Here is a 19753-nt window from a genome sequence, read left to right as displayed (position 1 = left end):
AGGATTTTTATGCAAATACCCATCCACTCAGTCGCCGACCTCGGCCGGGCACTCAGGGCCGTGCGCCGTAGCAGCAAGATCCGCCTCGACGACATGGCTGCCACCGTCGGCGTCAGCAAGCAGTTCGCCTCCGACCTGGAACTTGGCAAGGAAACCGTGCGCATGGGCTTGGTCTTCAAGGTGCTGGAGGAGATGGGCCTCAAGCTTTCCGTCGACATTCCCGACACGTCGGGTGCTGAACTCAAGCTCTTGCAGGGAAAAACCGGACGCAAGCCCACTCCCTCTAATAACAATAAGCGCTAAACCGTGCGCACCCTCAACGCCTACCTCAACGATCAGCGTGTCGGCACCCTCAGCGAGGGAAACGACCTCTGGAGCTTTGAATACGACCCCGCGTGGTCCCAGACCTCCGGCAGCTTTGACCTAGCGCCCGCGCTGGGCCGTGACGTCGGGCTTCACCAGGATGGAGCCACCCAGCGTCCCGTGCAGTGGTATTTCGACAACCTGTTGCCCGAAGAAACCTTGCGCCAGGCCCTGCTCAAGGACGCCGGCATCAACGGTGACGACGCCTTTGCCCTGCTGCAATACCTGGGGGCCGAATCCGCCGGCTCACTGGTGCTGCTACCACCCGATGCCCAGGCCCCCGCGCGCGGCAGCCTCAAAGCGCTGCCCAATGAAGAGCTGAGCCGGCGCATTCGCGAGCTCCCCCGCAGGTCCCTCAGCAGCGGTGCGCCCAAGCAGATGTCCGTCGCCGGCGCTCAGCACAAGCTGCTAGTGGTCTACCGCGACGGCAATCTTTATGAGCCCGTGGGCGGTGAGCCCTCGACCCACATCCTCAAGCCCAACCACCTGAGCGACGACTACCCATCTTCCGTCATCAACGAATACGCCATGCAGCGCCTGGCCGTCCGGCTGGGCCTGGGCGCGCCACCCGTCCACCGCCGTTATGTGCCCGAACCCGTCTACCTGATAGAGCGCTTTGACCGCGCCGCGGACGCGCAAGGCATCACCCAGCGCCTGCACGTCATCGACGCCTGCCAGCTGCTCAACAAATCGCGCAGCTTCAAAAACACCTCGGCCAGCCTCGAAGCCGTCGCCGCTTGCATCACTCTGTGCCGCAATCGCGCCGAAGCCAGGCTGCGCCTGTACCGCTGGCTGGTCTTCAACCTGCTCATCGGCAACGACGACAACCACCTCAAAAACATTTCCTTCCGGGTCGGCGACCAGGGCATAGAGGTCTCACCGCCTTACGACATGCTCTCCACGGCCGTGTACCACACGCCCGCGTACGCCGAGGCACGCGCGATGTGGCCGGACGTCCAGCTCATGATCCCGCTACCCGGCGCTGCGCGCTTTGGCGAAGTGAACCGCGAAGCCGTGCTGGCCGCGGGCGAAGCCCTGGGTTTGAATCGCCGTATCGGCGAGCGTGAACTTGATCGCTTGGCCAAGGCCATGCCCGAAGCCATGCAGGCGGTGATGGCTGAGATCGAGGGCCACAACGCCGACAGCCCGCAAGAGGTCAAAGTGTTTTTTGGGGGCGAGTTGAGGTTGCTGCGTGCAGTGGAGCGTGTGGTGTTGCCGTTGATGCTTGGGCGGGTGAAGACTTAGCCATATACGTTACGCTAGGACGACCCTCAATCTTCATAGAAAAAAGTAGGACTTATGAACAAGCCATTCATATTTTTGTCGATCCTGTTGGCCTCTTTCGCTGCGGTAGGCGAACCAACGGACGAGATTGTCCTTCTGCGTGAAATTCGTGCGACAGTAATTGAAATCTGTGATGCGCCTTCTATGAAAGGTTCCACTACTACTCTTGGCGCGAATCTTGAGGCTCAGGCTTCTGTAAGCAAGCTACTTAAGAAAATAGCTGACTTAAAGGTGGGCGGCAAGCTGCAAGGAACGTATGAGAACTACTCCGGGCTGAGTCAGTCGGACTTGAAAGATGTGGTTATTGACAACAAGCTTTGTCGCCGAGATTTGACTCGGGTGCTGTCGGAAAAATTGCTAGGAAAAAAGATATCCGCATCTGGTCGCTCTTCTACGCGTCAAAACTGGGTCAAACCAACGCAGTCGGGATCTGAGTTTGCGACAGCATGGCTGGAACTCCTGGATCAAGAAAAGTTTATTGATGGTTACGCAGCTTTGACTCCAGATGTAAAAAATGCTGTTGGAGTCGTTGACTGGCAAAAGGAAGTGAAACGACAACGAAGTAGAGGGGCAATGGTTGAGCGCAGTTATGTCACTGCAAGACCGCTTGATGATGGGGCTCAATCGCGCGAGGTGAAATACACGCTTGTAATTTATCGAACAAAGTGGGAACGCACTGGATCGGTAAATGGCATTGCTGGTGACGAGTTTGTCAAGGTAGCATTGAGTCCTGGTGGTGGTTGGAAAGTTGCGGTATACGAATGCATATGCAATTGAAAGTTCGGCACGAATCTTCTGGTTTTAAACCGCTTACCCATCTCCGTCACAAAAGCATCTGCTGAAACGTAGGATTGGTGTCTGGCTTATCTAGATGCGCGTGAAGGTTCGCTGCTCTTTCCAGAACCCCTTCTTTTGTGGAGATTCTTTCCTGAGGTAGTTTGCTGCGGTTCGGGAATAGATGGTCACCTTCCGAAAGTAATGAATGCTGTTTTGACGTGTAAACCGTAAGTGCGCCTCCGTAGGTGACTATTTCAATTGCCTCCGCCTTGAGAAAACTCTTCACCGCTCTTGCATTGCTTTCATCGGGGGTCTCGAAAATCGTGACATGCGGAGTTTGGGTTGCGGTGGGGCCGGAAAAATCTGGTTTCCACCAAATTTCCTTGAAGACTTTGGACTTTGCATGGAGAAAAACGGCATAACCTTTCGGTGTTTCGAACATGCCCACATCGGCGATGAGAATCGCTTGACCGTCAAGTTTCTCGTTCCATTGCTTTAGAAGCTGCGGATCCGGGCGTTGGGTATAAGGACCTCGAACTGTGATGTGCGCTTCATCATTCACTTTCCTTCCTTTAATCGCTTGCCTTAAAGAGTTCAGGATTTTCCGAACCTGAGGGTCAGTGAACTCAACGAAAACGAAGTAGCGAGCGACGGGCATGATCAAACCAATGCATAGCGACGCAATGTCGAGTCAATTCGGTCGTTCATGAGAAGAGTATTGAGGAATTCACCGAAATCATCTGCTTTTCTACGAAATTCTTGCTTGCTGGCCTCGTTGGGCTCTTCGAGTTCCGCAAAAGACTTGGCCGCTAAGAAGCTTTCGTAGTCATTGAGGAATTTTGTAAATCTCGGTAGAAGAGAGCTGTCTCCCAACGTATCGAGCGCAAGTGAAAGTCGCTCCAGGGGTACTTTTTCTGCCATAGCGATGAATGAATCCTCATCCGTGGCGGCTTTCGTAAGAATTACTAAGACTGTAGAAAAAACTGTCAGCTTGCGAGAGAACTTAAGATTCAAATTATTCTTCCACCACTTGGGCGATCTAACTCGATCTCTCTCGTAGTTCAAGCAAAGCGTTCGCCAATATCTCAAGATATCGTTGAGAAGAAAGAGCGGGCGAAAATCTTTCTTCCCCTTTCCATCTTTAAAGTAATAGGCAAGAACATTCGTGATTGCCTCTCGCCGCAGATCGGCATTCCATAGTGGTTTGCTCTCGAGTAGTAGCAGAAGCCTTGTTGTGAACAGGTTCTCGCTATCGTCATTTGCGTCGCCGGTGCTAGAAATAACTCTTCTCAGGTCGTGCACTTTCAGATAGCGCCCATCTCCACTAAATTTTGGCAAACCTAGTTGAGCATTAATTTCGATGAGTTTCGCGAATAGGCTTATTTCTTGGAGTCGAGAAATAGGATGTACATCGTCGGTAGTGTCATCCGCCGGTTTGGCCAAAAAAAACACGTCTAGATCTGAACATCTTCCAGTTTCGAGTCTGCCCAAGGAGCCCGCTGCGAAGATGGCCACGTTTGGCCAATCGGTTTGTAGTAGTTCCGCCGTAGCCGCTTCTGCCTTACCGAGAAATTCGATGCTGAAATCAAATCTGTCCGACAACTCAGGGTGAGTCTTCAGCGCCCTTGTGAATGCTCCCTCATTCATGGCTTTCCCCTTAATGTGCCGGTCAATTGCCAGCCTAAGCGGAGCATACGCTCGCATACTTAAATTGCATACTGCGTTTGTAGGAGGAAAGTCGGATCTCCTGTGTTGCCCCCACGGGGATACACAAGCTTGCCCACAGAAGCTGTGAATGAATCCCTGCGAATAATCTTTTCTCTGTCGCTCTCACTTGCCCGGCCGCATATCCGGTGCCGGCGTGGTGGGAATGCCCTGGTCCAGCGCGGCCTGGTGCTGCGCCCGCAGGGCGCGCTGGAATGCCGGGCGTTGCTCCAGCTGCCGGTGGTAACGGCCCACGGCATCGGGGAATTGTGTTGCCAGGCCAAGGTGGCCGGCCAGCATGAGGGCGTAGTGGACAGACACATCGGCTGCGGTGAAGCGGCCGGCGCAGAGAAATTCCTGTTGATGTTGTCGCTGCAGGGCGGCGTCCATGGCTTTCAGCCGGGCGAGGAACCAGCGGCTGTAGTCTTCCGCGACCTGGGGCTGTTTGCGTTCCTCGGGTTCGAAGTGGGTGTAGCGCAGCACCAGGGTTTGCGGAAAGGTCAGCGTGGCTTCACCCATGTGCAGCCAGTTCAGGTAAGCGCCGTAGGCTGGGTCTGCCGGCGGCACGTCCAGCTGGCCGGGGCTGTGCCGTGTCGCAAGGTATTGGCATATCGCCGCGGATTCGGTCATGCGGGTGTCGCCGTCTACCAGCAGCGGCACGGTGCCCAAGGGGTTGTCCGCCAGGAACTGGCGGGCCAGCGCACGCGGCGGAAAAGGCAGCATGCGCAGCGTGTAAGGCAAGCCCAGCTCTTCGAGCATCCACAAGGGGCGGAAGGAGCGGGCGCTGACGCAGTGGTGAAGGGTGATCATGCGCACAGTCTAGGGGGGCGTGCGTCACAAGTCCTGCCATGAAGGGGGCAAATCAGGCCAGTGGGGGCTGTTTTCCTTGCCGAAACTCCGCGGGTGACTGGCCGCTCCATTCCCGAAACGCCCGAATAAAACTCTTCTCATTCCGGAATCCCGAAGCTTCGGCCACCTGCTTGATGGGCTTGGTCGTGCGCAGCAACAAGTCCTTGGCCTTCTCAAACCGCACTTCGTCCTTGAGCTGCTGCAGCGACGCCCCTTCCTCCTGAAGCTGGCGGTGCAGGGAGCGTGGCGACATGTTCAGGGCTGCCGCCAGGGTTTCCGCGGTATGGGAGGCAACCGCCGGGTTGGCCAGTGCCTGCCGCACCTGCTCCACCAGCAGCCTGTCGCGCCGGTACTGCAAGACCGTCAAGGGCAAGGCCCGCTGCAGCATCTGCTGCAAGGCTTTTTCATCACGCCGCAAAGGCAAAGCCAGGTAACGCGCATCGAAGCGGATCTCGGCCTGCGCGGCCTTGAACTGCAGGCCCGGGCCGAGGAACATCAGCGCATAGGCCTCCGCATGGGCCGGCGCCTCAAACGGGAAGCGCGCGCCCTGCAAGGGAATGCGCGAATCCACATACCAGCAGGCCAGGCCGTGGATGTTGCGCAGCACATGGACCAAACCAAATTCGCCAACCTGGCCGGGTGTCTTTTCTTCAACCGTGATCGCGGCCGTGTCGCCGCTGGTGGTGAGGCGCAGGGTGATGTCGTCGGCAATCAGCGCATGGTGGCGGCACCAGCGTTTGAGGGCCACGCCCAGGTTGGGTGAGCTGATGGAGGCGCGGGCCAGCATGCCGTAGCTGCCCCAGGGCAGTTTGCGGCTGAAGGCGCCCAGGCCTTCGTCGTCGAGTTCCTGCATGGCGGCGCCTGAGAGCAGCTCCATCTGGCGGGCCGTGATGTGGGCTGTCGGCTGTTTGAGCTGGTTTGGCGTGATCTGTGCCAGTTTGAGGGCCTGCTCCGGGCTTTGGCCGTGGCGCTTGTAGGCGGCCGTAATGCTTCTGGCAAAGGCCATGGGCGTGGCGGCGACGGGTGGGTTGGCGGGGCTGCGGGAGGGCATTGGGTGATTCTCGGTGCCGTTGGCAGGATTTGCAACCTTGTTGGCGGCCTGCCGGGGGCGGGTTTTCGCTAAGCTGGCTGTTTGGCGCTAAGGTAGGGCCGGTACGCCTTCCGGCGTCCTTTCAGCGCCCCCATCAGGAAAAAATCCATGTCCGCTCTTGAGACCCAGCTCAACGCCCGTTCCGCCGACTTCCAGGCCAATGCCGCCGCCATGCGCGCGCTGGTCGACGACCTCGGCGCCAAAGTCGCCAAGGCCGCCCACGGCGGCGGCGACACCGCGCGTGCGCGGCATACGGCGCGGGGCAAGCTGCTGCCGCGCGACAGGGTGCAGATGCTGCTGGACCCGGGCACGCCTTTCCTCGAGCTCTCGCCGCTGGCCGCCTATGCGATGTACCCGGACCGCGACGGGACCGACAGCGCGCCCTGCGCGGGTGTGATCGCCGGCATAGGCCGCATCAGCGGCGTGGACTGCATGGTGGTGTGCAATGACGCGACGGTGAAGGGCGGCACCTATTACCCGATGACGGTCAAAAAGCATTTGCGCGCGCAGGAGATCGCGCAGCAGAACAACCTGCCTTGCGTTTACCTGGTTGATTCGGGCGGCGCCAACCTGCCCAACCAGGACGAGGTGTTTCCTGACCGCGACCATTTCGGCCGCATCTTTTTTAACCAGGCCAATATGAGCGCCGCGGGCATCGCGCAGATCGCGGTGGTCATGGGCAGTTGCACAGCGGGCGGCGCCTATGTGCCGGCCATGAGCGACGAGACCATCATCGTGAAGAACCAGGGCACCATCTTCCTGGGCGGCCCGCCGCTGGTGAAGGCGGCCATCGGCGAGATCGTCTCGGCCGAAGACCTGGGCGGTGGCGACGTGCACACACGGTTGTCGGGCGTGGCCGACCACCTGGCGCAGAACGACCCGCATGCGCTGGCCCTGGCGCGCCGCGCCGTGGCCAACCTGAACCGGCAAAAGCAGCCCCAGCAGGTGCTGCGCACGCCCGCACCGCCGCTGTACCCGGCCGAAGAACTCTACGGCGTGATCCCGACCGACACGCGCAAGCCCTATGACGTGCGCGAGATCATCGCGCGCATCGTCGACGGCAGCGAATTCGCCGAGTTCAAGGCGCGCTACGGCACCACGCTGGTCTGCGGTTTTTCGCATGTCGAGGGCATGCCGGTGGGCATCATCGCCAACAACGGCATTTTGTTCAGCGAATCGGCGCAGAAGGGCGCGCATTTCATCGAGCTGTGCTGCCAGCGCAAGATCCCGCTGGTGTTTTTGCAGAACATCACGGGTTTTATGGTCGGCAAGAAATACGAGGCCGAGGGCATCGCGCGCCACGGCGCCAAGATGGTGATGGCGGTGGCCACGGCCCAGGTGCCCAAGTTCACCATCATCATCGGCGGCAGCTACGGCGCGGGCAATTACGGCATGTGCGGCCGGGCCTATTCGCCGCGCTTTTTGTGGATGTGGCCGAATGCGCGCATCTGCGTGATGGGCGGCGAGCAGGCGGCCGGCGTGCTGGCTACCGTCAAGCGCGACGCGATTGAAGCCAAGGGCGGCCAGTGGAGCGCCGAGGAAGAGGCCGCCTTCAAGCAGCCGGTGCTGGACCAGTTCGGCCACCAGTCGCATCCTTATTATTCGAGCGCGCGGCTCTGGGACGACGGCGTGATCGACCCGGCGGATACGCGGCGTGTGCTGGCGCTGGGGCTCTCGGCAACCTTGAACCAGCCGATTCCCGAGACCAAGTTCGGCGTGTTCCGCATGTAAATCCGGGTAAGCCACAAAGCCGGCCATGGACAACATCTACATCACCCCCGAGCACGAACTGCTGCGCGAGCAGGTCGCGCGCTTCATCGCGCGCGAGGTCGGGCCCTTTGCCGCTGCCTGGGAAGAAGAGGGCTGCGTGCCGCGCGAGGTGCTGCGCAAGATGGGCGATGCCGGCCTGTTGGGACTGATGTATGAGGCGGAGTACGGCGGTGGCGAGGCCGATGCGCTGGCCAACCTGGTGTTTGCCGAGGCGCTGTCGCAGTCCACCTTTGGCGGCTTCATCATCACGGTGCTGGTGCACACCGACATGGCCAGCCCGCATCTGTTCCACGCCGGCAATGCGGCGCAGAAGGCGCGCTACATGCCGGACGTGATTGCGGGCCGGACGATTACCGCGGTCGGCATCACCGAGCCCGGCGCGGGCTCCGACGTGGCCGGCATGCGCATGACGGCAAAGCTGGAGGGTGACGAATGGGTGCTCAACGGCACCAAGATGTTCATCACCAACGGCGTGTTTGCCAACCTGTATTTCATCGCGGCCAAGACCGGCACGGCGCGCCACGATGTGTCCATGTTCATTGTCGAAAAAGGCACGCCGGGTTTTACGGTGGGCCGTGCGCTCAAGAAGACCGGCTGGCTGTCGTCCGACACGGCCGAACTGGTGTTTGACAATGTGCGCATCCCGGCCGGCAACCTGCTGGGCGAAGAGGGCAAGGGTTTTTATTCGGTCATGAAAAACTTCCAGACCGAACGCATCGCATTGGCGGCCATGGCGGTCGGCCATTGCACGCAAGCGATCAAGATGACGCTGGACTATGTGCGCCAGCGCCAGGCCTTCGGCGCCACGCTGTGGGACAAACAGACCATTCGCCAGCGCATCGCCATGCTGGACGCCAAGACCCGCGCGGCGCGCCAGTTCATGTACCACTGTGCGTGGGCCGTGACGCAGGGCCGCGACATCGTGCAGGAGGTCTCCATGCTCAAGGCGCTGACGGGCGAGCTGGTCAATGAAGTGCTGCAGACCTGCCAGCAGTTCCACGGCGGCATGGGCTTTATCCGCGAGACAGCGATTGAACGCCTGTGGCGCGATGCGCGTGTGCTGGGCATAGGCGGCGGCGCAACCGAAGTGATGCTCGAAGAAGTGGCGAAACGTTATTAGCGAGACCAGGGAGACCAAGGACCATGAACCATTTACTGATAGATGTAGCGGGGCACGTCGCCACCGTCACCCTGAACCGCCCCGAAGTGCGCAACGCCTTCAACCAGGAGGTGATCGCCGAGCTGACCCAGGCCTTTGTCGAGCTGAGCCTGCGTGATGACGTGCGCTGCGTGGTGCTGGCGGCCAACGGCCCGGCGTTTTGCGCGGGTGCGGACCTGAACTGGATGCGCAGCATGGCCGACTACAGCTACGAACAGAACCTCGAGGACGCGGGCCGTCTGGCCACTATGCTGCAGGCTCTGTACGAATGCCCCGTGCCTGTGATTGCCCGCATACAGGGTGATGTGTACGCGGGCGGCACCGGCTTGGTGGCGGCCTGCGATATCGCGGTGTCCGCCGATACAGCGGGCTATTGCCTTAGCGAGGTCAAGCTGGGCCTGATCCCCGCCACCATCAGTCCGTATGTGATCAGGGCCATGGGCGCACGCGCGGCGCATCGCTACTTTTTGACGGCCGAGCGTTTTGACGCGGCCGAAGCCTTGCGCATCGGATTCGTCCATGAGGTGGTGGCGGCCGAAGCGCTGGACGCCAAGGTGGCCGAACTGGTGAAAGCCCTGGTCAGCGCCGGGCCCGAAGCCGTGAAGCTTTGCAAAAAGCTGGTGCAGGACGTGGCCGGGCAGGCCATCACACCGGAACTCACACAGATGACGGTCCAGGGCATTGCCGACGTGCGCGTGAGCCCTGAAGGCCGCGAGGGCGTGCAGTCTTTCCTGCAAAAGCGCAAACCCAACTGGTTGCAGAAGACCTGACGCAGGCATCATGAGCGCTATTTGCGGGAGCCAAACCTTGAAGATCTCACAACGCATCCTGGGTTGCCTGCTGGCGCTGTCAATGCCTGCGGCGTTCGCGGCCGACCTCAAACCCAGCGCGGAGGCGCTGGACGCCGAGGCGCGGCTGCAGCGCGAGTTCGCGGTGAGGGCTTTTTATCGTGAGTTCAACCGTATCGAGCAGGTGGTGTACCCCCTGCTACGGGTGGGGGCGCCTTACTGCTCGACGCGGCGGCGCTGGTCCATCGGTTCTTCGCCACGCACCGAATTCCAGCTGAGCGAGGACTTTCGCCCGCATGCCGCCAGCGTCGGCCTGGATTCGGGCCTGAGTTTTGCCTCGGTGATCGAGGGAACCCCGGCCGCTGCGGCGGGCATCCGGCCCGGCGACAAGCTGCTGGCCGTCAGTGGGGAAAACACGCCCCCGGGCAAGGAGGCCGTGGCATGGTTTGAACGCCGCGTCAATGAGTTGAGAAACCGCCGTGAGCCCATCCTGTTGAATTTGCAGCGCGATGGCGCAACGCTGGACATCACCGTGGGCGCGCACCAGGTCTGCAATGTCGGCCTGAGGTATGCCCCCAGCGACACGGTCAACGCCGCGGTATCCAAGACTGAGCTGATTGTCACCGCGGGCATGCTGCGGTTTGCGCCGGACGACCAGGACCTGGCGCTGGTGCTCGGCCATGAACTGGCCCACATGGCCCTGCGCCACGTGGAAGAATGGGCGAACGATGCCCGGGCCCGCGCCGCGGGGGGCGTAGTGAGTGCCATTTTTGGCCGGGCGGTGGTTTTGCCGGCGCGGGACCCGTACGGGCAGGACAAGGAACGCGACGCCGACTACCTGGGGATCTACCTGGCTGCCGCTGCCGGATATGAGGTTTCAGCGGCCCCTGAATTCTGGCGGCGCATGGCGGCAAGGCAGCCCGCCACCATCAAGGAATCCTTCACGGCCAGCCATCCCAGTGCGCCTGAACGCTATCTGCGGCTGCAAGCCGCGGTGGCTGAAATTGCGGAAAAGCAGAAGCAGGGCCAACCGCTGCTCCCCAATCTGGTCGAGCTGAAAACGGCTTATGAAGGGGACTATGTCTCCTTCGAAGCGGGGAAACGGAAAACCGAGAAGATCCTCAAGCCGTCGATAGCAGAAGGCGCGGCCTTGCCGGACTTCACGCAGGTGCCGTTTCTTGACGACGACGGGCGCGTGGCCTATCAGCGATTCCTCGCCGGCACCAAAAGGCCCAGGGCCTTCGCCCTCCATGAAAGCGGTGGCTGGTCCTCGCGTACCGGCGCCAACGCGGCGGCGGATGCCCTGGCCTCCTGCAATGCGCGGCCGCGCAAGCGGCCCTGTCAGCTCTATGTGGTCAACGATGAACTGGTATGGAAGCCAGGCACCGCGGGGAGTCCGGCGGTAGCCGCCGCTGAAAGCGCCGCCTTCGCAAAACTGAATGACGCCGATGCCGTGCCGGGTGTCAGTGCCTCATGCCGCGACCGTTACAAGGCCTGGCTCACCCAGAAAGCGCCGAAGGCCTACGCGCTCAGCCCGGCGGGGCACTGCGGCTTCTCCTGGGGCCCGGCGCCGCCGGACAGCGGCCTGTCGCCCGATCCCAGCGTGCGCGCGCTGGCAGCCTGCGCGCGCGCGGCCAAAGGGGATTGCAAGCTCTATGCCGTTGACAGCACCGTGGTATGGAAACCATGACAGCCACATCCCTCGACACCACACAACTGATCGCCCTGGCCGGCGCGCTGGGCTGGGCCAGCGGCGTGCGCCTCTACCTGGTGGTGCTGCTGACGGGCCTGGCGGGCTTTATGGGCTGGGTGCAGCTGCCGGCCGGCTTGCAACTGCTGGCGCACCCGGTGGTGCTGGGCGTCAGCGGGTTTATGGTGTTCATCGAATTTTTTGCCGACAAGATTCCGGGGCTGGATTCGCTGTGGGACGTGGTGCATGGCGTGATCCGCATCCCGGCCGGCGCGGCGCTGGCGGCCGCGGTCTTTGGCGGTGACAACGGCCTGGGCGCGCTGCTTGCCGCGCTGCTGGGCGGCACCTTGGCCGCCACCAGCTTTGCCGCCAAGGCCACCAGCCGCGCGGCCATCAACACCTCGCCCGAGCCTTTCAGCAACATAGGCGCCTCGCTGATGGAAGACGGCTTGGTGCCGCTGGGCCTGTGGCTGGCGATTGCGCACCCTTTGATTTTTGTGGTGCTGCTGGCCATCGTGCTGGCGCTCAGCGTCTGGCTGATACGCGTGTGCTGGCGCTTCTTGCGTCAGCTGTTTATCCGCGTGGCGCGCATTTTCAGCGGCAGGCCGGACCCGGGCACTGCCGCCGCTTTTACCTTGAAGTCTCCCTTTTCAAAGAACGACCATGTTTAAAAAAATACTCATAGCTAATCGTGGAGAGATCGCCTGCCGCGTTGCCGCCACCGCCCGCCGCATGGCCATCCAGTCCGTCGCGGTGTATTCCGACGCCGATGCGGGCGCCAAGCATGTGGGCTTTTGCGACGAGGCCGTGCACATAGGCGGCAGCGCGCCCAAGGACAGCTATTTGCGCTGGGAACGCATCATTGAAGCCGCCAAGGCCACGGGCGCCGAAGCCATCCACCCGGGCTACGGTTTCCTGAGCGAGAACGAAGAGTTCGCGCAGGCCTGCGCGGCCGCCGGCCTGGTCTTCATCGGCCCACCGGCATCCGCCATCAAGGCCATGGGCCTGAAGGCCGAGTCCAAGCAGCTGATGGAAAAAGCCGGCGTTCCGCTGGTGCCCGGCTACCACGGCAGCGACCAGGACCCGGCCCTGCTGAAACGCGAGGCCGACCGCATCGGCTACCCGGTGCTGATCAAGGCCAGCGCGGGCGGCGGCGGCAAGGGCATGCGCGCGGTGGACAAAAGCGAAGACTTCGAAGCCGCGCTGGCATCATGCAAGCGTGAGGCCATCAACAGCTTTGGCGACGACGCGGTGCTGGTCGAAAAGTACGCCCAGCGCCCGCGCCACATCGAGATCCAGGTGTTTGGCGACACGCACGGCAATTACGTCTACCTGTTCGAGCGCGACTGCTCGGTGCAGCGCCGCCACCAGAAGGTGCTGGAAGAAGCGCCGGCCCCGGGCATGACGGAAGCCATGCGCAAGCAGATGGGCGAAGCCGCCGTGGCCGCCGCGCGCGCCGTGAACTACGTCGGTGCCGGCACCGTGGAGTTCATCGTCGAGCAGCGCGCTGACGGCAGCATGAACTTCTTCTTCATGGAAATGAATACCAGGTTGCAGGTGGAGCACCCGGTGACCGAAGCCATCACCGGCCTGGACCTGGTCGAGTGGCAGCTGCGTGTGGCCTCGGGCGAAAAGCTGCCGCTGGCGCAGGATCAGCTGCGCATACATGGCCATGCCATTGAAGCGCGCATCTGCGCCGAGACGCCGGACAACAACTTCCTGCCGGCCACCGGCACGCTGCATGTCTACAAAAAGCCGGTGCACACGGCGTTTGAAAGAGGGCAAGTGCGCGTCGACGACGGTGTGCGCGAAGGCGACGCGATCTCGCCCTACTACGACTCCATGGTGGCCAAGCTCATCGTGCACGGCGCGACGCGCGAAGAGGCGCTGGCCCGGCTTGACGATGCGCTGGCACAGACCCGCATCGTGGGCCTGAGCACCAATGTGCAGTTTTTGCGTTATGTGGTGCGCAGCCCGTCATTTGCCAAGGCCAACCTCGACACCGCGCTGATCCAGCGCGAGGAAGCCGTGCTCTTCAAGCAGGAGCCCGTGGGCCTGGCCATGGCCGCCGCGGCGGCAGTGGCCAGGCAGTTGCTCGACGAACGCGCCCTGGAGGGCGCCGACCCCTTCAGCCGCCGCGACGGCTGGCGCTCGCATGGTGTGGTGCAGCGGCGTTTTGAGTTTGAATTCCATGGCGAACCGGCCACGGCCGTCCTGAGCTATGGGCATGACGGGGCGCTGCAGCTGGCGCTGGTGGATGGAGAGGTGCAGGTGGCGGGGCCTTTGATATTTTCCGAAAGTGCGCAAGGCCTGGACATCGAGTTTGCGGGCCAGCGCATGACGGCGGCGGTCTATGCGCAGGGCGAGCTCGACCATGTGTTCAGCGCGCGCGGCGCGACGCAAATCCTGTCAATAGACTTGTTGGCGCACGCGGGCGAGGCCCAGGCTGAGGGCGGGCGCCTGACCGCGCCCATGCCGGGCAAGGTGGTGTCCTTTGCTGTCAAGGCCGGCGACAAGGTGAGCAAGGGCCAGCCGCTGGCCGTGATGGAGGCCATGAAAATGGAGCACACCATCGCCGCGCCGGCCGACGGCACGGTGCAGGAATTGCTGTACGCGCCGGGCGACCAGGTCAGCGAGGGCGCGGAATTGTTGAAAATAGCCGTTTGATCACTCGTACTGCAACCCGGAAGTATCGAAACATGAAAGCGCGTCTTCGCACCCATGGCGGCGTTGCAAGCCTTGCGAAGGCGTCCAGCCTTCGTTGCGGCTTGCGCCTTGCCCTGGGCGCGAATCCATCACTTTCATTTTGTTTCGCTACTTCCGGGTTGCAGTACTAAACGGAAATTCTCAATGCGCATCAGTTTTTGCTGTTCCGACACCAAACCCCAGCCCTGGGTCGACGGCCTCAAGGCCGCCTTCCCCGATGCCGATGTGGCGCTGTGGTCCACAGGGGCGGAGCAGGCCGACTACGCGGTGGTCTGGCAGCCGCCCCAGCAATTCTTTGACGAGCAGCAGCAGCTCAAGGGCATCTTCAACATTGGCGCGGGCGTCGATGCCCTCATGAAGCTGCGGCTGCCAGCCGGCGTGCCGGTGGTGCGGCTGGACGATGCCGGCATGTCGGCGCAGATGGCCGAGTATGTGTGCCATGCGGTGATACGCCATTTCCGCGAGCTTGATGCTTATGAGGCCGACATTGCCGAGGGCAAATGGTCTTACCGCAAGCCGCGCCAGCGTACCGACTATCCCATTGGTGTGATGGGCCTGGGCGTGCTGGGCGAACGTGTGAGCCGGGCGCTCGCGCAGTTCGACTTTCCGGTCAAGGGCTGGAGCCGTTCGCCCAAGGCGATTGAGGGCGTGCAGTGCTTTTCGGGCGAGGTGGGCAGCGCGGGCTTCCAGGATTTCCTGGCGGCCAGCCGCATCCTGGTCTGCCTGCTGCCGCTGACGCCGGACACCCTGGGCATCATGAACCGTGACACGCTGTCGCGGCTGCGGCCGGGCGGCTACGTCATCAACGTCGCGCGCGGCAGCCACCTGGTCGACGAAGACCTGGTCACGCTGATCGACAGCGGCCAGCTGGCTGGTGCGACGCTGGACGTGTTCCGCACCGAGCCATTGCCGGCGGAGCACCCGTTCTGGAAACACCCCAAGATCACGGTGACGCCGCACACCTCGGCGCGCACGCTGCGCGAGGAAAGCATTGCGCAGATCGCGGGAAAAATACGCAGCCTGGCCGGCGGCGCACCGATAAGTACCCTCGCCGGTGTGGTTGACCCGAAAAAGGGATACTGATGCCCCCACGGTCGCTCACTGCGTGTAGCTCCCTGCCCCCCGAGGGGGCCGCTGCGCCTGCGGCCCGGCAAAGCCGGTTCCGCGGCCCCTGCTTGCATAAGAGAGCTGATGCCCGTACCTCTTGAAAGATCCCCATGAAACTACCTTCCAGAGTCAAGCTTGTCGATGTCGGCCCCCGCGACGGGCTGCAGAATGAAAAAGCCCAGGTGCCGGCCGCGGTGAAGATTGAACTGGTGCACCGGCTTCAGGACGCGGGCCTCACCGAGATTGAAGTGACCAGCTACGTCTCGCCCAAATGGGTGCCGCAGATGGCCGACAACGCCGAGGTGATGGCGGGCATCCAACGCAAGCCTGGTGTGCGCTATTCGGTGCTGACGCCGAACATGAAGGGCTTCGAGGGCGCCATCGCGCCGCCGCGCGAACTGTGGCCCGACGAGATCGTGGTTTTCGGCGCGGCCAGCGAGGCCTTCAGCCAGAAGAACATCAACTGCTCGATTGCCGAGAGCATGGAGCGCTTCCGTCCTGTGGTCGAAGCCGCGCGCGAGAAAGGCATTTATGTGCGCGGCGCGATCTCTTGCGCTGTGGGCTGCCCTTACGAAGGACACGTTCCCGCTTCAAGTGTGGGCTATGTCGCCAAGCTGATGAAAAGCATTGGTGTGCAACATATCGGTGTGGCTGACACCATTGGCGTGGGCACCCCAATTCAGGTGCAGCGCGCATTGGATGCTGCTTTTACGCACTACTCGGTGGACGACGTGTCTGGGCACTATCACGATACCTACGGCCAAGCGCTGGGCAACACCTTGGCTTCGCTTGAGATGGGCGTCTGGCAATACGACACCTCCTCGGCCGGCCTGGGTGGCTGCCCTTTTGCCAAGGGCGCCACCGGCAATGTGGCCACTGAAGACGTGGTCTACATGCTGCATGGCATGGGCATTGAAACGGGCATAGACCTGGACAAGCTGATCGATGCTGGAAAATTCATCAGCGACTTCCTGGGGCGCAAGCCCAATTCCCGCGCGGCGACGGCGCTCCTTAACAAGCGATTGAATTGATATGTGTGGTGCTGAACTGAAGAGCTTGCCCGAGGGCGTGCAGCGGGTTGTTGCGGTGCTGCAGCAAAGCGGCCATCCGCATATGCCCGTGATGCTCGACGACGCGGCGCGCACCGCGCAGCAGGCGGCCGATGCGCTGGGCGTGCGCCTGGGGCAGATTGCCAAGAGCATCATCTTTCGGCGCAAGTCGGATGATGCCGCGGTGCTGGTCGTGACTTCAGGCGACAGGCGGGTGGACGAACGCAAGGTCGAGGCCCTGGTCTGCACGGACGGCAAACGCGTGGGCCGCGCCGATGCGGATTTCGTGAAAAGCAAAACCGGTTTTTCCATAGGGGGCGTGTCTCCCGTGGGGCATATCACCCAAGCCGTGGTTCTGGTGGACCTGAGCCTGATGCGCTTTGAGGAAATCTGGGCCGCGGCCGGCCATCCGCATGCGGTGTTCAAGCTGATGCCGCAAGAGCTGGAGCTGCTGACCGGCGCGCCGGTGGTCGACGTCGCGGTGGACCTGGACGAGGAAAGCATCGCGCGCGAGCAGGCGGTCGCCCAGGTGACGGCGCGCGGCCGCACGGTGGAGGCGGCGGGCGACGCCGTGCCCTCGCCCTGCATCTCGGTGTGCCGCGTGAGCGCCGACACCGGCCTCTGCGAAGGCTGCTTCCGCACGCTGGGCGAGATTTCGGCCTGGGCGCGCTCCGGCCCCGAGGCGCAGCGCGAACTCTGGCGCACCATAGGCCAGCGCATGGCGGCCGTGCGGGCATAAACCAACACAGCGATCCACATCGCGGAGAGCCTCATGAAGCACATCAATTTTTACCTCGACTTCATTTCGCCTTACGCCTACCTCGCCTTCGAGCACCTGCCCGAAGCGCTCAAGGGCTTGAGCTACAGCGTGAGCTACCGGCCGGTGCTGTTTGCCGCGATGCTCAAGCACCACGGCCAGCTCGGCCCGGCGGAAATCGCGCCCAAGCGCGACTGGACTTACCGGCAGGTGCTGTGGCATGCGCACAGCAAGAGCATTGAAATGAAGATACCGGCGAGCCATCCCTTCAACCCCTTGCCCCTGCTGCGCCTGGCCAGTGCCTGCGGCACGCCCGCAGACCCGGCCGGCCCGAACCGCTATGTGTGCGAAACCATTTTTCGCCATGTCTGGCAGGGCGGCGCCGAGGCGGCGGATGAACAGCGGCTGGCCGCGCTCAGCGCGCTGCTTGCGCCGCAGCAACACCTGACGGCCGATGAAGCGAAAGCGCAGCTGAAAAAAAACACCGACGAAGCCATCGCACTGAACGCGTTCGGCGTGCCCGCGATGGAAGTCGACGGGAAAATTTTCTGGGGCTTCGACGCCTTGCCCATGCTGCGCGAATACCTGTCGGGCAACGCCTGGTTTGACGGCGAAGGCTGGAATGGCGTGAGCAAAATTTCCGTGGGTATTTCGCGCAAGGCATAACAAGACGTGGTGCAGCTACGCACGTAAGCAGGCGTGCAGGCCTGTAAGCGAGTTTTACGCGGCGTGTAAGAAGGTTCTAGGCGTTTTCCCGGAGCAGCTTCGCATGCTGAAAAGTTTCTCAAGGGTTTCCCCTTGAGTTGTCAGCCACGCATAAGTTTCACGCAAGCTCCTGTTAGTTTCACGTCAGAGCTAGGTCAGGGACTCCAAAAATAATCAGGGTAGCTTCCATACCGGAGGCCCTCACTATTTGGAGACACACATCATGGCAACAGCCGTCGACAACAGACCCATGACCGCCGAGCAGAAGAAGGTGATCTTCGCCTCTTCGCTCGGCACGGTATTCGAGTGGTACGACTTCTACCTCTACGGTTCATTGGCCGCCATCATCGCCAAGCAGTTCTTCAGCGGACTGGATTCGGGCTCGGCCTTCATCTTCGCGCTGCTGGCGTTTGCCGCCGGCTTCATCGTGCGCCCCTTCGGCGCGCTGGTGTTCGGCCGCCTGGGCGACATGATCGGCCGCAAGTACACCTTCCTGGTCACCATCGTGATCATGGGCCTGTCGACCTTCATCGTGGGCCTCTTGCCCAACTACGCCTCGATCGGCGTGGCCGCGCCGGTGATCCTGATCGCGCTGCGCATGCTGCAAGGCCTGGCGCTCGGCGGTGAGTACGGCGGCGCAGCCGTCTACGTGGCAGAGCACTCGCCCCAGGGCAAGCGCGGCGCCTATACCTCCTGGATCCAGACCACGGCCACGCTGGGCCTGTTCCTGAGCCTGCTGGTGATCCTGGGTGTGCGTACCGCCATGGGCGAGGCCGCATTCGCCGACTGGGGCTGGCGCATTCCGTTCATCGTTTCCATCCTGCTGCTGGCCGTGTCGGTCTACATCCGGTTGTCGATGAACGAATCCCCCGCCTTCCAGAAGATGAAGGCTGAGGGCAAGACCTCCAAGGCGCCGCTGTCCGAGTCCTTCGGCCAGTGGAAGAACCTGAAGATCGTGATCCTGGCGCTGGTCGGTCTGACCGCCGGCCAGGCCGTGGTCTGGTATTCGGGCCAGTTCTACGCGCTGTTCTTCCTGACGCAGGCGCTCAAGGTGGACGGCCCCACGGCCAACATCCTGGTGGCGTATTCGCTGATCCTGGGCACGCCTTTCTTCGTGATCTTCGGAACGCTGTCGGACAAGATCGGCCGCAAGCCCATCATCATGGCCGGCTGCCTGCTGGCCGTGGTCACCTACTTCCCGGTGTTCACCGCGCTGACCAAGGCCGCCAATCCCGACCTCGCCGCCGCGCAAGCCAAGAACAAGGTGATCGTGACCGCCGACCCGAAAGAGTGCTCGTTCCAGTTCAACCCGACCGGCACCGCCAAGTTCACCAGCTCCTGCGACATCGCCAAACAGGTGCTGGCAGGCGCTTCGGTGAGCTATGAGAACGTCGCCGCACCCGCCGGCACGGTGGCCACCATCAAGATCGGCGAAACCGCGATCCCCAGCTACACCGCCAAGGGCATGAGCGCCGACGACGCCAAGAAGAAGGACGCCGAGTTCAAGAAGCTCGTGGCTGACGACCTGAAGACCGCCGGTTATCCCGCCAAGGCCGACCCGGCCAAGATCGACAAGGTCATGGTCACGGCCATCCTGTTCTACCTGGTGGTGCTGGTGACCATGGTCTACGGCCCTATCGCCGCCATGCTGGTGGAACTGTTCCCGACCCGCATCCGCTACACCTCGATGAGCCTGCCGTACCACATCGGCAACGGCTGGTTCGGCGGCCTACTGCCGACGACCGCCTTCGCCATCGTGGCGCAGACCGGCAATATGTATAACGGCCTCTGGTACCCGATCATCATCGCCGGCATGACCGTGGTAATTGGCACCTTGTTCATCAAGGAAACCAAGGACGTGGACATTTACGCCAACGACTGATTGGTGTGATCGCCGGCGCGGGCCCGATGGCCCGCGCCGGTTTCTTCAGGCTGAAGAGCCTGGTGATATTTGC

The 19753-nt window shown here is 62.1% G+C and carries 18 protein-coding genes; 14 read left to right on the top strand and 4 right to left on the bottom strand.

Annotation, left to right across the window (positions count from 1 at the left end):
- Positions 1–9 precede the first annotated feature (9 nt).
- Genes AC1D0O_RS18880 through AC1D0O_RS18870 form a run of 3 tightly spaced genes read left to right on the top strand, consistent with a single transcriptional unit; the run spans position 10 to position 2424 of the window.
- Entirely contained in the window at positions 10–303 is a 294-nt protein-coding gene (locus AC1D0O_RS18880) for a helix-turn-helix domain-containing protein (RefSeq protein WP_477655029.1), read from the top strand.
- A gap of 3 nt (positions 304–306) precedes the next feature.
- A complete protein-coding gene (locus AC1D0O_RS18875; RefSeq protein ID WP_477655028.1) occupies positions 307–1608 on the top strand; it encodes a HipA domain-containing protein in 1302 nt (433 codons plus the stop codon).
- A gap of 54 nt (positions 1609–1662) precedes the next feature.
- A complete protein-coding gene (locus AC1D0O_RS18870; RefSeq protein WP_477655027.1) occupies positions 1663–2424 on the top strand; it encodes a DUF4019 domain-containing protein in 762 nt (253 codons plus the stop codon).
- Between the two features lie 46 nt (positions 2425–2470).
- On the opposite strand, the gene AC1D0O_RS18865 is transcribed toward AC1D0O_RS18870, so the two are convergent.
- From AC1D0O_RS18865 to AC1D0O_RS18850, 4 genes are all read right to left on the bottom strand, one after another.
- A complete protein-coding gene (locus AC1D0O_RS18865) occupies positions 2471–3082 on the bottom strand; it encodes a hypothetical protein (RefSeq protein ID WP_477655026.1) in 612 nt (203 codons plus the stop codon).
- Between the two features lie 2 nt (positions 3083–3084).
- Positions 3085–4071: a nucleotidyltransferase family protein gene (locus AC1D0O_RS18860; RefSeq protein ID WP_477655025.1), complete on the bottom strand. Its 987-nt coding sequence runs from the start codon at positions 4069–4071 to the stop codon at positions 3085–3087.
- A gap of 183 nt (positions 4072–4254) precedes the next feature.
- Positions 4255–4938: a glutathione S-transferase family protein gene (locus AC1D0O_RS18855; protein WP_477655024.1), complete on the bottom strand. Its 684-nt coding sequence runs from the start codon at positions 4936–4938 to the stop codon at positions 4255–4257.
- A 52-nt stretch (positions 4939–4990) separates the two neighbouring features.
- Complete coding sequence (locus AC1D0O_RS18850; RefSeq protein WP_477655023.1) at positions 4991–6028, bottom strand: AraC family transcriptional regulator; 1038 nt, start codon at positions 6026–6028, stop codon at positions 4991–4993.
- A 147-nt stretch (positions 6029–6175) separates the two neighbouring features.
- On the opposite strand from AC1D0O_RS18850, the gene AC1D0O_RS18845 reads away from it, so the two are divergent.
- The 11 genes from AC1D0O_RS18845 (at position 6176) to AC1D0O_RS18795 (ending at position 19680) form a co-directional block, all read left to right on the top strand.
- Positions 6176–7798, top strand: coding sequence for a carboxyl transferase domain-containing protein (locus AC1D0O_RS18845; RefSeq protein ID WP_477655022.1), 1623 nt, complete (start codon positions 6176–6178; stop codon positions 7796–7798).
- Positions 7799–7823: 25 nt separating this feature from the next.
- Positions 7824–8957, top strand: a complete 1134-nt coding sequence (locus AC1D0O_RS18840; protein ID WP_477655021.1) for an acyl-CoA dehydrogenase family protein — start codon at positions 7824–7826, stop codon at positions 8955–8957.
- A 23-nt stretch (positions 8958–8980) separates the two neighbouring features.
- Positions 8981–9766, top strand: a complete 786-nt coding sequence (locus AC1D0O_RS18835) for an enoyl-CoA hydratase/isomerase family protein (RefSeq protein WP_477655020.1) — start codon at positions 8981–8983, stop codon at positions 9764–9766.
- Between the two features lie 37 nt (positions 9767–9803).
- Entirely contained in the window at positions 9804–11474 is a 1671-nt protein-coding gene (locus AC1D0O_RS18830) for a M48 family metallopeptidase (protein ID WP_477655019.1), read from the top strand.
- Complete coding sequence (locus AC1D0O_RS18825) at positions 11471–12145, top strand: DUF4126 domain-containing protein (RefSeq protein ID WP_477655018.1); 675 nt, start codon at positions 11471–11473, stop codon at positions 12143–12145. The genes AC1D0O_RS18830 and AC1D0O_RS18825 overlap by 4 nt, the downstream gene beginning before the upstream one ends.
- A complete protein-coding gene (locus tag AC1D0O_RS18820; RefSeq protein WP_477655017.1) occupies positions 12138–14141 on the top strand; it encodes an acetyl/propionyl/methylcrotonyl-CoA carboxylase subunit alpha in 2004 nt (667 codons plus the stop codon). The genes AC1D0O_RS18825 and AC1D0O_RS18820 overlap by 8 nt, the downstream gene beginning before the upstream one ends.
- 183 nt (positions 14142–14324) lie before the next feature.
- Complete coding sequence (locus AC1D0O_RS18815; RefSeq protein WP_477655016.1) at positions 14325–15263, top strand: 2-hydroxyacid dehydrogenase; 939 nt, start codon at positions 14325–14327, stop codon at positions 15261–15263.
- 134 nt (positions 15264–15397) lie between these two features.
- Positions 15398–16318 (top strand): hydroxymethylglutaryl-CoA lyase, encoded by a 921-nt coding sequence (locus tag AC1D0O_RS18810; RefSeq protein WP_477655015.1) that lies wholly within the window; start codon positions 15398–15400, stop codon positions 16316–16318.
- A gap of 1 nt (position 16319) precedes the next feature.
- Positions 16320–17075, top strand: a complete 756-nt coding sequence (locus AC1D0O_RS18805; RefSeq protein WP_477655014.1) for a YbaK/EbsC family protein — start codon at positions 16320–16322, stop codon at positions 17073–17075.
- Between the two features lie 33 nt (positions 17076–17108).
- Complete coding sequence (locus AC1D0O_RS18800; RefSeq protein ID WP_477655013.1) at positions 17109–17759, top strand: 2-hydroxychromene-2-carboxylate isomerase; 651 nt, start codon at positions 17109–17111, stop codon at positions 17757–17759.
- A 262-nt stretch (positions 17760–18021) separates the two neighbouring features.
- Positions 18022–19680: an MFS transporter gene (locus AC1D0O_RS18795; protein ID WP_477655012.1), complete on the top strand. Its 1659-nt coding sequence runs from the start codon at positions 18022–18024 to the stop codon at positions 19678–19680.
- The last annotated feature ends 73 nt before the right edge of the window (positions 19681–19753 follow it).

The organism is Polaromonas sp. P1_F2, assembly GCF_056405735.1.
The sequence above is the reverse complement of the archived record's forward strand: the minus strand, read 5'-3'. Positions and strand labels throughout refer to the sequence as shown.